General features: G+C 29.1%; 12 protein-coding genes. 11 read left to right on the top strand and 1 reads right to left on the bottom strand.

Annotated features, from left to right (window positions below):
- Window positions 1-74: 74 nt before the first annotated feature.
- The 5 genes from B5D41_RS12540 to B5D41_RS12520 all read left to right on the top strand — a co-directional run bounded on the left by B5D41_RS12540 (window position 75) and on the right by B5D41_RS12520 (window position 3,128).
- A complete protein-coding gene (locus B5D41_RS12540; RefSeq protein WP_143555722.1) occupies window positions 75-302 on the top strand; it encodes a hypothetical protein in 228 nt (75 codons plus the stop codon).
- Window positions 303-316: 14 nt separating this feature from the next.
- A complete protein-coding gene (locus B5D41_RS12535; protein WP_078810991.1) occupies window positions 317-889 on the top strand; it encodes a DUF6036 family nucleotidyltransferase in 573 nt (190 codons plus the stop codon).
- Between the two features lie 318 nt (window positions 890-1,207).
- Window positions 1,208-1,573: a helix-turn-helix domain-containing protein gene (locus B5D41_RS12530; RefSeq protein WP_078810990.1), complete on the top strand. Its 366-nt coding sequence runs from the start codon at window positions 1,208-1,210 to the stop codon at window positions 1,571-1,573.
- A 27-nt stretch (window positions 1,574-1,600) separates the two neighbouring features.
- On the top strand, window positions 1,601-2,383 hold the full coding sequence (locus B5D41_RS12525; RefSeq protein ID WP_078810989.1) for an ImmA/IrrE family metallo-endopeptidase: 783 nt from the start codon (window positions 1,601-1,603) through the stop codon (window positions 2,381-2,383).
- Window positions 2,373-3,128, top strand: coding sequence for a hypothetical protein (locus tag B5D41_RS12520; protein WP_078810988.1), 756 nt, complete (start codon window positions 2,373-2,375; stop codon window positions 3,126-3,128). The genes B5D41_RS12525 and B5D41_RS12520 overlap by 11 nt, the downstream gene beginning before the upstream one ends.
- A 70-nt stretch (window positions 3,129-3,198) precedes the next feature.
- Here the strand turns inward: B5D41_RS12520 and manA are convergent, their stop codons facing one another.
- Window positions 3,199-4,182, bottom strand: a complete 984-nt coding sequence (manA, locus tag B5D41_RS12515; protein ID WP_078810987.1) for a mannose-6-phosphate isomerase, class I — start codon at window positions 4,180-4,182, stop codon at window positions 3,199-3,201.
- 260 nt (window positions 4,183-4,442) lie between these two features.
- Between manA and mntA the strand changes: the two genes are divergently transcribed.
- The 6 genes from mntA to B5D41_RS12485 all read left to right on the top strand — a co-directional run.
- Window positions 4,443-4,865, top strand: a complete 423-nt coding sequence (gene mntA, locus B5D41_RS12510) for a type VII toxin-antitoxin system MntA family adenylyltransferase antitoxin (protein WP_078810986.1) — start codon at window positions 4,443-4,445, stop codon at window positions 4,863-4,865.
- Window positions 4,855-5,280, top strand: coding sequence for a type VII toxin-antitoxin system HepT family RNase toxin (gene hepT, locus B5D41_RS12505; protein WP_078810985.1), 426 nt, complete (start codon window positions 4,855-4,857; stop codon window positions 5,278-5,280). The genes mntA and hepT overlap by 11 nt, the downstream gene beginning before the upstream one ends.
- Before the next feature lie 158 nt (window positions 5,281-5,438).
- Window positions 5,439-7,589, top strand: a complete 2,151-nt coding sequence (locus tag B5D41_RS12500) for a SpoIID/LytB domain-containing protein (RefSeq protein WP_078810984.1) — start codon at window positions 5,439-5,441, stop codon at window positions 7,587-7,589.
- A 466-nt stretch (window positions 7,590-8,055) separates the two neighbouring features.
- The gene (locus tag B5D41_RS12495; RefSeq protein ID WP_078810983.1) at window positions 8,056-9,132 is read left to right on the top strand and encodes a hypothetical protein; all 1,077 of its coding nucleotides are present in this window, start codon (window positions 8,056-8,058) and stop codon (window positions 9,130-9,132) included.
- Window positions 9,133-9,145: 13 nt separating this feature from the next.
- Window positions 9,146-12,016, top strand: a complete 2,871-nt coding sequence (locus tag B5D41_RS12490; RefSeq protein WP_078810982.1) for a hypothetical protein — start codon at window positions 9,146-9,148, stop codon at window positions 12,014-12,016.
- Between the two features lie 69 nt (window positions 12,017-12,085).
- Window positions 12,086-14,880: hypothetical protein (locus B5D41_RS12485; protein WP_143555721.1), on the top strand; the 2,795-nt coding region annotated here is incomplete at its 3' end.

Below are 14,880 nucleotides of genomic sequence, written 5' to 3'. Positions count from 1 at the left end.
TTAAAGTATTAATTAACAAGAAAAATTTGTTAACTAATATAATCTATTATATAATAATTACAAGAGGTGGTAATATGCGAAAGATATCCTTTAAGGAATATAATATAAAACGAAAAAAAGCTAAATTGGATTTTTTAAAGATAAGAGATAATCTTGAACAAAAGCCTGATAAAGGATTAAGAACAAGGGATGAAAGTAAACAGAATGCATTATATCAAGCTGCTATCAATAAACGGAATAGACTTATGCAAGAAGGCATTTTAGAGAAAGTAGGAGAAAGGAAATATAAAATTAATTTTTGAAAGGAGAGTCAATTTTGAATCTTAAGCAATTTAAGACTAAAATACAGAAGATCATAAATTCAGATAGAGATGACTTATTTAAAAAAATAGGTATTATAGCAGTAATAACCAAAGTATTAGAAGAATTAAATGTTAAACCAGTAATAGTTGGTGGTCAAGCAGTAGAATTTTATACTGTTGGTGGTTATACCACTATGGATATAGATTTAGTTTGTGCAGCTTCAGTTTCTGCAATAGATGAATTATTGAAACCATTAGGTTTTAAAAAAAATCATAAATATTGGGAGTTACCTGGTACAGGAATAGTAGTTGAAACACCTTCTAGTTATTTAGAAGGGAGTTGGGAGAAAGTAGCTGAGGTTGAAATAGATAATGGTTTAATTGCCTATATAATTGGGATTGAAGATATAATTATAGATCGTTTAAATAGATATAAGTATTGGCAAGTTCATTCTGATCAAGAGTGGATTATTGGTATGTTAGCTATGAACCACGATGATATTGATTGGGATTATCTTTTTGAAGAAGCAAAGAAAGCTAGGGTATTAAAAGAATTAGACAGATTTAAAAAAGAAGCTAATTATTAATAATTATGGAATCCTAGTTAACAAGATAATTTTATTATTAATGAAGAAGAGCCAAAAAGTTAAAGCTCTTCTCCAACATATGATCTTAGAACCTCAACCTCTTCTCCGGTCTTATAATAATCTCTATTAAAATTAATTTTATTTGTTAGGGTATTTTAGATAAATCATCGTAAATGTATCATTTACAATAAAACTGAATATAATATAAATATAAATATTTTATTGATGCATAATTCCATATATGTTATAATTAAAGGAAGAATCATAATGTCTTGATTTTAACTATTGTCTACAAACTGTATAAGGAGGTGTTTATAAATGTCTAAATTTAATAAATTAGTAGGAGCTAGAATTCAAGATCAATTAGATAAAATTGAATGGAGCCAGGCTCAATTAGCAGAAAAATTAGATACTTCTCGTCAAGTTATAAATAAAATTATTCATGGCAGAAAAAATATTACGATCCAAGAAGTTAAGTCTATTGCTAATATTTTAAATGTAGACTTACAGCAACTGATTCAACCATTTGATAAAGAAGAAGATAAGGAACCAATTATTACTTTTATGGGTGAAGTAAATTCTAAAGGAGCTAAGAAAGGATTACAACATGCACAGAATATTATGGATTTAGTAATTTTCCATCGTGATATAAAAGATAATCATCAAAAATTATTCTCTAATTGATTGCTTTAGAAGGAGGTTTGGTTATAGATGCGATTATTAGAAGAAATTATCAAAAATATACGATCTGATTTATATAAAGAGATAAAAAAAGAAGCTTTATATGTGTTAGATGAGTTTGCCGGTGCTAATGATAAAGCTTTAAAAGATAATATATTTAGATTAATAGAGGAAGAAAAAAAGGTTGATTTATTACGTTTTCCTATTGAAGATGATGATCTTTGTGGTTTTATTTGTCAGCATAGAGGACAAACATTTATCTATATTAATACTTATCTTCCTTATGAAAAACAGATTTTTGCTGCTGCTCATGAATTATATCATTTACACAATAATGGAAAAAGAGAATTATTACATCGTATTACTCTTGAAGAAAAAGCAGAAATAAATTTAGGAGAAAGTAAAGCAAATTTATTTGCAGCTTTATTATTAGTTCCTGATTCATCTTTGGAAGAGGAGTTAAAGTTATTAAAAGTAAATAAAGCTTCAAACTTAGACCTTTTAAAGATAATTAAACTAATGGACACTTTTGCAGTTCCATATAAAACAATTATTCTGCGTTTATATGAACTTGAGTTAATCAATGAGGAAGAAACAAAGGAATGGTTAGCTATTTCCGATAGAAATCCTAAAGAAGGAGTTTTATATCATATAAACAAACACCAAATTGGAATCAAGTGGCAAAGAAGGACTAGAGAAGTTAAGTATAGTAATCTCAAAGCACTTATACTAGATAACGATTTAGCTGAGTTATTACCTAAAAAGAGAATAGAAAAGGATTTAGGCTTTATAGGTGATAAAAATGAAAGATGATTATTTGAAAATTGCTTGTTTAGATACAGATGCGATAATTAAAATGAGTATGAATAGTTCAAGTTTATTAAAAAAGTTAGTTAGTATTTTTAGTAAGTGTTATTTACATGAAAGGGTTTATCAAGAAATTCAGTGGCCAGAAGAAACAGTTAAAAAATTAGATGAATTAATTGATACAGGAGAAATAGTACTATTAACAGATAAAGAATTATTAGAAAAAATAGAGATAAAAGAATTTTACCTTGATTCATTAAAGCAGGTTTGTAATATATTTGGAGTTAATTATTATAATAAATATTATTATGAACTTGAAAGTTTAGGTGTGAATAAGGATTTTTTAGAAAAAGTAGCCAACATTGATAGTGAATTAGATGATATTGGTGAGATCAAAACTCTACATATGATTGTTTTATTGAGGGATATTGAGAGTAAACAGATTAATTATTTTATTTCTGATGATAGAAGAGCTAGAAATTCTATAGTTTTAAATTATGGACAAGCACTTAAAGAACAAAAATTGAAAGGAATTAGTGTAATGGGAGCATTATATCTACTTCAAAAAAAGGGGTTAAGTAAAAATAAAATATTAGAATATATTGAGAAATTACCTTTTGAAGAAACAAAAGTATATAATTTAAAGCAGAATCTTATTAAATTAAGTAATTTAGAAATTGTTGAAAAGTTATATCAAGGACAAATCAAATTGATTCTAGATGGAAATCTTATGCTCGATAAAGAATATTAATAATTTTATCTAAAATGCCTCAAGAAAACTTTATATTAAAACATGATAAGGTTAAAGAAAAGCCAAAAAGTTAAAGCTCTTCTCCAATATATGACCTTAGAACCTCAACCTCTCCTTCGATCTTATATTCATCTAATACAGCAGGAATCAATATAGTCTCCCCACCTTTAATATTTACCTTACCATTTTCATAGTTAATGATACCTTTACCATCTAAACAGAGCAATACTTCAAATCTCTTTCCCTGCGGTTGAGCACTAAAACTATCTTCAACCAATAATTTTTCGCAAGTAAAGTATTCGCAGGTAGTTAGAATCTTTCGTTGATATTTGTTATTCTCATATTTAACACTTTGACTCTTCTTATAATCATCTCTATTAAAATCAACTACATCTAATGCCTCTTTAATATGAAGTTTACGAGGTTGTCCATCATCTCCAACTCTATTCCAGTCAAATACTCGATAAGTAGTATCAGAATTTTGTTGAATCTCAGCAAGTAGGACTCCTTCTTTAATGGAGTGAATTGTACCAGTAGGAATAAAAAGGATATCGCCTTTCTTAACTTTGATCCTATTCAATTTATCAACTAAGCTTCCATCTTCAATGCTAACTTTAAATTCTTCTTTAGTGACTCCGGGTTTTAAGCCATAGATAAGCTCAGCACCTGGCTCAGCATCGAGAATATACCACATTTCTGTCTTACCTAACTCTCCATCTTCATGCTCAGCAGCATATTCATCATCGGGATGGACTTGTACAGATAGTTTATCATTAGCATCTAAAATTTTAATTAATAATGGGAAACGATCGTGGTCCTCTTCCTTAATTCTTGTCCCCATTATTTCAATCCAATATTTATTGATTAATTCAGTTAAGCTCTTATCTTTAAACCTACCATTGTTGACAATACTAGTACCATTTTTATGAGCTGCTAACTCCCAGCTTTCACCGATTTTATTCTTTGGCAGATTTCTATTAAAATAAGTGGCTATATTATTACCACCCCAAATTTTCTCTTTATAGATTGGTTTAAATTTTAGTGGATAGAACATTATCTCGACTCCTTTCTTTATATTTAGTATTAATAGAAATTTAATATTAATAAGAAAGATATATAATTAAGCTTTAAATATATTTAATTGATATAAGCTACTTTAAAATGCACTGATTTAAACTTATATTTCTAGCTATTCATACCTATTTCCTTGATTTATTAATAGTAAATTGATATAACCTTCAAACAAGAAAAATTTGTTAACTAATATAATCTATTATATAATAAATTATAATAGATAGAGGAGGTGCTTTAACCATGAAAGATAAACTAAACTTAAGTATTAGTAAAGAAAAAATCGAGTTAATAATAGAACACTTGATAGCAGAAGTATCTCCAGTATTAATCTATCTATTTGGTTCAGTCTCTAAAGGAGTTTTAAGACCAGATAGTGATATTGATATTGCTTTTTTATCAGAGGTAGAATTAGATGAATATGAAGTGTTTTTATTAGCTCAAAGATTAGCAGATAAAATAGATAGAGATGTTGACTTAATAGATATTAAACGGGCTTCAACTGTATTAAAAGCTCAAATTATACAAGGAGCTTTAATCTATAATGGTGATAATTTAAAGAAGATGAATTTTGAGCTTCAAACTATGAAGAAATATGCTAAATTAAATGAAGAGAGAGTAGAGATAATAAGTAAAATCAAAAGAGGTGTTACTAATGATCGATGATGTATTAATTAATAAAAATGAAACTATAAAGAGGTGCATAAGTAGAGTTAATGAAGAGTATCAAAATAATCCTGAAAATTTAAGGAATTATACAAAACAAGATTCAATTATACTAAATATTCAAAGGTTATGTGAGGCAGCTATCGATATTGCCATGCATGTTGTAGCTGAATTAGAACTTGGGGTTCCTCAAAATAGTAGAGATGCATTCGAGATGTTAAATCAATACCAAATAATTGATTCTGAAATGACAGATAACTTAAAAGCAATGGTTGGGTTTAGAAATATAGCAGTTCATGATTATCAAAAATTAAATTTAAAGATTGTGCAATCAATTATAGAAAATGAAATTAAGAATATATCAATGTTTTCTAGAATTATTTTAGATTTTAATAAAGAAGAGCTCAAAAGTTAAAGGTCCTCTCTAACATAATCTATTTCCCTCTATCTATTTCCTTGATTTACTAATATAAAATTACTCATCTTGTTTGTTAATTAACATACTTTAAGGTATAATTATAATAGAGATAGATATAGCATTAAATACATTTAAAAAACATCGGAGGGGTAAGTTTGCCTAAAATAGAGAGAAATATTAATCCATTATTGATCGTAGGTGTTATCTTCTTAATAGTCTTTTCAGGGACATTTATCTTTAAATTTAAGAATCAAGAAATTGAGTCTAATTCTGAATATAACTTAAATAAGTTAGAAAAAGAAGCTAAAGAGAAATATTATCAGGGAGAATATCAAGCTAGTATTAAGCTTTATCAAAAGATTATAGATGAGCATTCTAAAGAGTTAAAGGTTCATAAAGATTTAGCAGTAGTTTATGAAACCACTGGGAATTATCAAGCGGCCATTAATCATTATCAAGAAGTAATTTCTATAAATTCTAAAGAGTATTCGGTTTATTATAATTTAGGTGAGCTTTATTATAATTTAAATCGTTATCAAAAAGCATTGCCTAATTTTAAAAAAGCAACTAAATATTTAGAAGATAAAGAGATATTAAAATCAACTTATCTCTATTTAGCTAAAATTTATGAGCAGCAGATGAAGTATGAGTTAGCCTTAGATGCTGTTAATAAAGCTTTAGAGATAGATTCTAATTCTGCCTTAGCATATTATTATTTAGGACAGATTAGAGATGTTTTAGGCAAAAGGGAAGCAGCTATCATTGCTTATAAGCAAGTTATTAAAAAAGACGGTAGCTTTGAAAATGTTCATTTTAATTTAGCTGAGGATTACTTTAAGTTAAAGAAATATCAAATAGCGCTTAGAAAATATAAGAAAGTTTTAGCTCAATATCCTAGTAATTCATTGGCTCAGAAACGTTTAGAAAGCATAAAACAATTAAAGCCTGAATTATTTAGGCCACCAAAGAAAGAGGAAGAAGATAAGCCAGAGGAAGAAGAAAGTGTTTTAGATAAGGAAGTTAACTTTGCTGAAATCAAATCAGTACCAGGTAAGGAAGATTTAAAGAAAGTCAAGATAGGTTTAGCTACCAACAGAAATTACTTAGCTTTTAGAGCTGATTCTAAGTTTATAATTAAGGCTAAGGATAAGAATAAGGTATTATTTACAGGTGCTGCTAAGGAACCATGGCAGTTAGAGATGACTAAAAAAGGGAAGATTAAGCTTTTAGATAAAGATGGAGATTTAGAAAAAGAGTTTGAAGAGTCAATAATGATTGAAACTACTGATGATGTAGCCCCAATATTACTTCATGATATCAAGTATGGTCAAGGATATTATTGGGCTGGAAAAGAAGATAGACAGTACCGTGGTAAGATAGAGATTAAACCAGGAGAATCATCTTTTACAGTAATTAATCATGTGAATATGGCTGGTTATCTTTATTCAGTAGTGCCTTCTGAGATGTGGGCTAGTTGGCCAGTAGAGGCTCTACAAGTGCAAGCAGTAGCAGCTAGAAGCTATACATTATTCCACTTAGGTAAGCATGGGAATGAAGGATATGATCTCTGTTCAACAGTCCATTGTGCATCTTATAAAGGGATAACTCGTGAATACCCTAAATCTACTAAAGCGGTTAACGAAACTATAGGTGAAGTTCTAACTTATAATGGTAAGCCAATTAATGCAGTTTATAGTGCTAACTCCGGTGGTCATACTGAAAGTAGTGCGGATGTTTGGGGTGGTAAAGTACCTTATCTACAAGGTGTAACAACGACTTTGACTTCAACAAAAGAGTCAAAAGAGAAAACAGAGAAATTAAGTGAGTTTAAAGAAACTTTCCCATTATCACCTTATGAGTTGCAGAGTTGGTTGAGGAAATACCCAGAATCTTACTCAGCTAAAAGAAGTTATGGTCGATCTAATCGTTATCGTTGGCAACGAATAATTGATGCTAAAGAGATTGCTTCTAAATTAGATATCGGCAAAATCAAGAAAATAGTACCGGTATCGAGAGCAGAAGGCGGTACAGTTAAAGCCTTAAGGATTGTAGGAACTGAAGGTGAAGAAGTTATAGAGAGAGGATTACGCTCCTTCTTTAATGGGTTAAGAAGTAGCCGATTCTTTATTATCACCAGATATGGTAATGATGGATTACCTGAACAATTCCTCTTTTATGGAGGGGGCTGGGGCCATAATGTCGGCATGGATCAAGTAGCTACAGCCCATATGGCTAAGGCAGGATATAGTTATGATCAGATACTATTACACTTTTATACTGATGTTAAATTAACAAAAGAATACTAAATTCAATTTAGCCGATAGTCTACAATGAAGTAGGCTGTCGGTTTTTTCTATTTATTATGCTTTTTTAATTTAGTTTTTTAAAAAGATATAATATAAGTAATTACTTATATTATTATTATAAAATATAACATTTCATAATAGCTGATAAAAAGAATGTAGATAAAATAATAATTAATTTTTAATATAAACTAAATCATCATATTTTGTTATTAAATAGGATAATTTTGCGGAAATTACTTTTAGAAAATAGGCTGGTAATCATGATTATTTGAGATTTTTTTGAGAATCGCATGTTATAATTAGTTGTTAGTTTTAAATGGCTAACATCAAATGATTATGATTGGGAGTTGAGTAACGAAAGTTTTAAATCTTAATAAAGCTACAATGTCTTGTGGTTATATTATTATATTTAAACAATATTGTTTAAATATAATAATGAATAACATAAGCGAGGGGGGTGATAGATATGAGATATAAGAAGAAAAATAGTTGGTTGCCAAGTATAATAATAGCATTGCTTATAATTTCATTACCACCAGCATTTATGTATATTAAGTCGTTAAGTGATAGTGATAATGTTGAAGAGGTAAGAAAGAAGATGAAGAAGCATCTTTATGAAAAATATGGAGAAGAATTTGTAGTAGATAGAATAGGGACGCAAACAGCAGATGGAGACACTGACTATGTAGCACGTATATATCCAAAGTCGATTGTAGGAACAATTAAAGAAGGAGATCCCTATTATTATGCGAAGGCAGGAGCAGATAAAGAGCCTTTTGGTGGAGTAGGAGCAGTAGGGGATGGATATGAGATAGTCCAACTTAATATCGAAGCTGAAAAGTATCTAATGCAGAAAGCAAAACAGATTTTTGGTAATAGGATAAAATTAAAAACGGATGTTAAATATGAAAAACGAAAAGAAGGTAATGATTATTTTTCGTGGCAACTTGTTACTGGTTTTAAAGAGTTACTAAATAAAGCGAATACTGACCCTGAAAATCATAGGATACAATTAGAGTTATATTTATATATATTTGACCGAATAGATAATGAAGAGGAGAAAGAAAAAAGACGGAATCAGATATTTGATTTTGTGCAGTATTTGAAGGATGAAGGGTTGTTTGAGTATCTAGAAATGAGAATAGTTATAGTAGATGAAAGAGTCTTAGCAGATAGTTATGATGACTTTAAATGGGAGATAGAAGATACTTATAAAGTAAGAAAATATATAGAAGATGAGGATGTAACAGTAAAACTTCCACCAATGGAATTAAGAAAGCAGATGTCAAGGCAGTTGCAGAAAGAAGCAAGTGGGATGAGTGAAGAAGAATTATTAAAAAATATGCAAAAAATAAGTAAATCGGAATTAAATTATAAGGAAATAGGGAAATGGAATGGTCAATATCTTTCAAGAATTTATTCACCTGGAATTATAAAAGAAAGGTATACTTCAACATATAATCAAAATTCTGATATAGTAAGGTATTTTGAAAATATTGATGATGTTGGATTAGCACCAATTCTAAATTATGTTTATGAATAAAAGGAGGCTAAAAATGGGTAATAAGCAGATAACTCATAAAGAATTATTAACTTTCAGTAATTTAACAAATTTAGAATGGGAATTTGTTGATTTAGCGGCTATTAAAGAGGGAGACTATGATACAGGTCAAGGAACAATGAAAGGTATGTCAACCCAACTAAACGACCTGTTAGATCCAGAAGTGTTTGTAAGAGGATACGAAGACCCAGAAACAAAGAATGATCCAATCTATGTCTATGGTGAAGGAGAAGAGGGTAAAGCTAAATTACGAATGAATGCCGGAATAGCCATGGAATATTTAGAGAAATGGCAAAGATGGCAGAATACGAAAGATACAGACAACAAAGAAGGTACTGACGAAGGTAGCTTTCTAGGAGATTGGGAAGTAATCTACGGTGCTGATAACTATCAAGTGGTAGTTGATTATTTATATCATATTTATGAACAAACTGTAAAACAGTTAAATCAGACTCCAGCTTTAAAGGAAGAATTGGAAGGAGATCTTTATCCAGCTCGAGATAAAATTGAGGATGCTAAAAAGCTGATGGCAAATATAGAAGTTGTGTTTGAAGTCGGTAATTTAATTTTAAATATTGTAACTTCCAATGGGGCAGTACAATCTACAGAACCTTTAACTAAAAAACAAATTTTAAAAATAGCAGTTAAAGATATTGGTAAAAAAATAGCTAAAGAACCAATTAAGAACTTAATTGATAAAACAGAGTCATTGCCTGTGAAGTTAGCTTTGCAAATAGCTCTTAATGTAGGTTTACGAACAAAGGTGTCAGATGAAATAATACAAGCGACCAAAAATGATACAAATGATAACTTTAATGAAGAAGTAGAGGTAGAAAAATTCACAAAGGTTATGGACAAAGCAAAAATACAACTTACTCAAAGGTTGAAAATGTTTGATACTGAATTTCAAGTATTAGCTTTGAAGAAGAAAGATGATATAGTCATAGCTTATAAAGGACAAAAACAGAATAATAATAAAGTACTTCCGGAAGAATTAGATTTATTGCAAATGGTATATGCTAGATTGAAGCGTGATAATTCTAATGCAAGGATAACATTTACTGGATATGAAGGGGGAGCAAATTTAAGTTTTATAAATAAATTATTTGTTGACCCTGAAGATGAATCGCAAGCCACATTATTTTATAGCAGTATAGATGATTTAAAAGGATATGTAAATTTTACTCCCGATGATATAAATAAGAATTATGAAGATAAAAGACTAGAGATCATTATTTCAGGAACTAAAGATATAGCAGATGAAACAGTAAAAAGTGCATTCATTCCAATTTTGATTATGGGATTGCGGGGGATTGCAATAACTACTGGTATAAGTGCTTTGGCTTCTAGTTTTATATTAATTGCTATGTGGGGAGTAGTTGAAATTGTAGAAGAAATCTTTGCTAAAGAGAAAATAGATGGTATATATGATAAATTTGAAAATATAGGTATTATAGAAAAGGGAGAAAAAGCTGGTGTAAAAGGATATATAAGAGATGAGTTTTTGGATAATGAGTATATTGAACTTGATGCATTATTTGGAAAAGGAAATAAAAAAATAAAAGTAAAAAAAGAAGATGTTATGTATCTACTTCTTAATAGTAAAATACCACAAAGTTCTAAAGATATAGATTCATATATTGTTAATTATGAAGACAGCTATTTAAGTTTAGAGAAAGGTGAAGATAGTATATATGAAATAAAAAAGAAGCTAGTTCATGATAGGGCATATGTTAGTGAAGTTGATAATAGACAGCAAACTTTAAAAGAATTTTTGAAAGAATATGATTCTGTTTATTTGACTAAGCAAGATAAAGCAAAAATAGTACAAGGTCAGTTATTTATGAATTTAATGGAAATAATAGCTAAAATACAAAAAAACTACTTGCAGCAAAAACAACAGATAGAGTTTATATATTGTGATTTAGAAGCTATGTTAGATGACTCAGCTAACGAAGAAGATATTATAAAAATTAGCAACAAAATTGAAGAATTACCCCAAAAAGATCCGAAATATAAAGTCACTAATGAATTTGTATTTATGCCTTTTTTAAATCAAAACGGTGATATAAATAAAGATGACCTAAAGTTAAGAGATGATTATCTAGCAAGTCTCTTTAAAAGTATGTTCCAGAAGTATAAAGAATATAAAAAGTATAATCGTTATAAGTCGATTTTAAATATCAAAGATGGGATACAAGTAATCAAGTATGGGTTAGAAGAAAATCCAATAGCTTATTCTCATGATTTTGTTAATGATTTTGATAAATTTATTGTTGATGGTCTTGAATTTCTTTTTAGTGATGTATTTAAAGAAGTAAATTTAGAAGTAAAGTTAAATAAAAAATTTATAAAAATGATAGAGGACGTAGAGGTTATTAGAAGTGATGATACTTGGGTAGGTAATTATGAAACTGAAATATTATTTAATTATCATAAATTTCTTTTTAAAAAATTAAAGAATGATAATGAGTTTTTCAAAAAATGTTACAAAGTAACTGGTCTAGAAGAAGAAAAAGAACACTTTATTGATAGTATTATTATCTTAAATTCCGAAGCAAAATCAAATCTAGAATATAAGTATAACCCAAAAGACCATATAATTGGGGGAGAATTAGAATTATATGCAGAGGATATTCCAGTTGAATCTGCTTCAAGAGAAGAGATGCCATCTGTTGGAAAGTCAGAAGAAGTGGAGGAAGGTAAAGCAATTAATGAGCAGGATGAAAGTATAAAGACAGCAGAAATAGATCAATCTGGGATAAGTGATGATTTATTTAATAAAGTAAATGAAGAGTTAGAGAAAGGGAATCGAAATAGTTTAGCCAGAGTAAGTGCTAATCAAGTTATTAATCGTCTTTGCTAATTTCAAGAGAAAAAAACAAATGATAATTAAAGTATTATGAAAGAAGTATGATTATTTGGGGGTGGAAGAGTGAATGATAAATATAACTTAATATTAGAAAAGTTATATGGAGTAGACTGTAATAAGAAACCAAAAGAGATAATAGAAGAGTTAAAAGATAAAATAACCGGTGAAAAGAGTTTTAAAACCGACACATATAAGGATGAAGAGAATGCTGGAATATTTATAAAATATATTTCAAAAGATAAAGAAAATACGATTACAAACTTATGTATAGCCGCAGGATTACCTAATGAAGAGTTTGATAGAGCTGAAAAGTCGTATTTATCAGAAATAAAGGATAATAGAAAAGATTATAAATATATTTTGAAAGGTGATTTATTAGGAGGAGCACTGGCTCAATATGCAGGAATTATGGCAGAGGGGTATATAGAAAATCACCAAATAATTACTTATAATAGTTTTGGTTTAGGCAATTTATTAGAATTTAAAGGCAATGAATTTTTAGGATATGAAATAGGTCTGTTATATTATTTGAATAGTATTTTTTATAAAGATAGTAAAATGACTATCTTAAGAAATGAGCTTGTATACAAAGGAATAATAAAAGATGGGAATATAAATGATGAGTTCAGACGCCAGGGAGGACAAAGATTAAACGCTAAAAGAATGCAAGAAGTATTAATCAAAATATTTAATAAGATATTAGACCTAGAAGAAAAAGAAGTAAAAGACCTAGTGGAAGATAGTTTCAATCCACTAATTATAGAACGAAAGATGAGATTTATAGATAATTATAGGAAGTATAAAGAAAGAACTCAAGAAGAAAAAAGTAACATCATCAATTACATAATGTCAGATAATATACCATCTAGATTATTAAAACATGTCGGGTTTGTATATGTCGTAGATGATGATTTAAAAAGTATAAATCGAAGATTAGATGACAAAACAAAGAAATGGATCAAGAAATTAGAGAAGGATCAATTAGAATATTTACTAATTCATAAATTTGATCTATTCGACCCCTTCATTCTCGATAAAGAGAGCGGGAACTGCGAGTCAGCAATTAATAGATTGCGTAAAGAACCAGAGTTAGGGAATATGACCAACAACATCAGCCTAGATTACTTACGTTCGCTGGTTAAAGATATAATAGTTGATCTACATAATAAAGATAAAGAATTCTTAAAAGAAGTATTTAAATTTACCCGCCGCGGGAGAAAACAAGAAGTAATCAAGATAGTCAAAGATAGATTGCGCCATAGCTTAAAATTAATGAAAAAATTAGATATGGTAGATAGTAGCTTACAGAGCTTTGAAAGTAGATACCTACGAGAAAATTCCGATATATTTACCGAGAACGATAGAATATATATTTTAGCTCAGCCAGTATTAGAGCAGTTAGAAAGAAGAATGAAGTATAGCGAGATTCAACAATTATGGAATTGGGAGTTAAATAGTGATAATGCTCTTTTGATCTTAGGTACAAAATTAGAAGGTGACGCGGAATTAATCGAATACCATGATACAGATGAAAGTAGGAAGTTTAATAATGAAGAAAGGAGACTTAAGGTTCAATTAGAGGAACCCTCTCAAAATAGGCTTTATGGTTCCCATAAACAACGGAGTAATTATCGTCAAGAATTAGATAATGAATATTTTGTAGAAGATAAAGAGATCTATCAATTTAAGAATACCCACGGCTTAGGCTTTGAAATCTTAAGTCAATATACCAATCCTGAGTGGACGATTAAATTAGATGCTAAAGATATTTCCGGAACTTATAGAGAGGTAGATAAAATTAAAGGTAAAAGGAAAGTCGGCGGTGAGAAGTATTATGGACAGAATATAGTCTATAAACCTAGTAGATATGAGTTGGTATACCTGTATGGTCCCAATAATGAGGATAAATTAATCATAGATGGTTTTAAGAATGGAGATTACGGAATTAATCTTAAAGATAAGGTAAAAGAGAATAAAGATGAAAAAGTACCTATTACCTATACCCCACATAGAGTCAGGAGTAAGCCGTTTGAATTTAAAATCTTAGAAAAATTAGAGATAACTAAATCTATTTATGATCATACTAGAGTAACTATTAAAGGTGCTATAGATGAAGATAATGCTAAAGAATATGAAAGAAAATTAGACGTAGAAGATCCAAAATTAGTCATGACCTATAATAATCAGGACCATAAGATATTATTTAAAGGAATCATAGAAGCTTATGACCTGGAATTTAAAAGACATGAATATTATCTGACTATCAAAGCAGTCTCTTACAGTATATTCCTTAAGAGAGCTAGACCAAATAGAATTTATCAAAATCTAGGAACCACCTATTCTCAAGTATTAGATAAGCTGATGGAAGATAATCCTAAATTTAATATAGTTTTTGCTGATGATGCCCAGGCTCAAACCCCATTAACAACTAAAGATTATCCTTTGGTCTTGCAATACAAAGAGAGTGAATGGGATTTCTTAAAAAGGATATCATCTTATTTAAATCTACCAGTAATAGTAGATGACACTAAAGACGACCAGGAAGGTATAAATATCTTACTTGGTACTCATATAGGTAAAGCAAAAGAATTAGATAATATATCCGGAGTAGAAATAAAAAAGACCAGAAGAAAGAATCATAAAATTCATTATTATAAAGTAGATTGTCATGAACATTTTAGGTCAAAAGAAGTATTTGATATCGGTAAGAAGGTTAAATATCGCTTAACTAATCAAGAAGAACGTACCATAGACTTAGTCATAATTAAGAATAAAATTTATGTAGAAGAGGGAGTCTTATGTTCAGATTTAACCTTAGTTAGAGAAGAGGAGATAAATATTTTACAAGAAAGAAGAGA

Origin of the sequence: Selenihalanaerobacter shriftii, from assembly GCF_900167185.1 — a bacterium.
Classification (GTDB): domain Bacteria; phylum Bacillota; class Halanaerobiia; order Halobacteroidales; family Acetohalobiaceae; genus Selenihalanaerobacter; species Selenihalanaerobacter shriftii.
The sequence above is the reverse complement of the archived record's forward strand: the minus strand, read 5'-3'. Positions and strand labels throughout refer to the sequence as shown.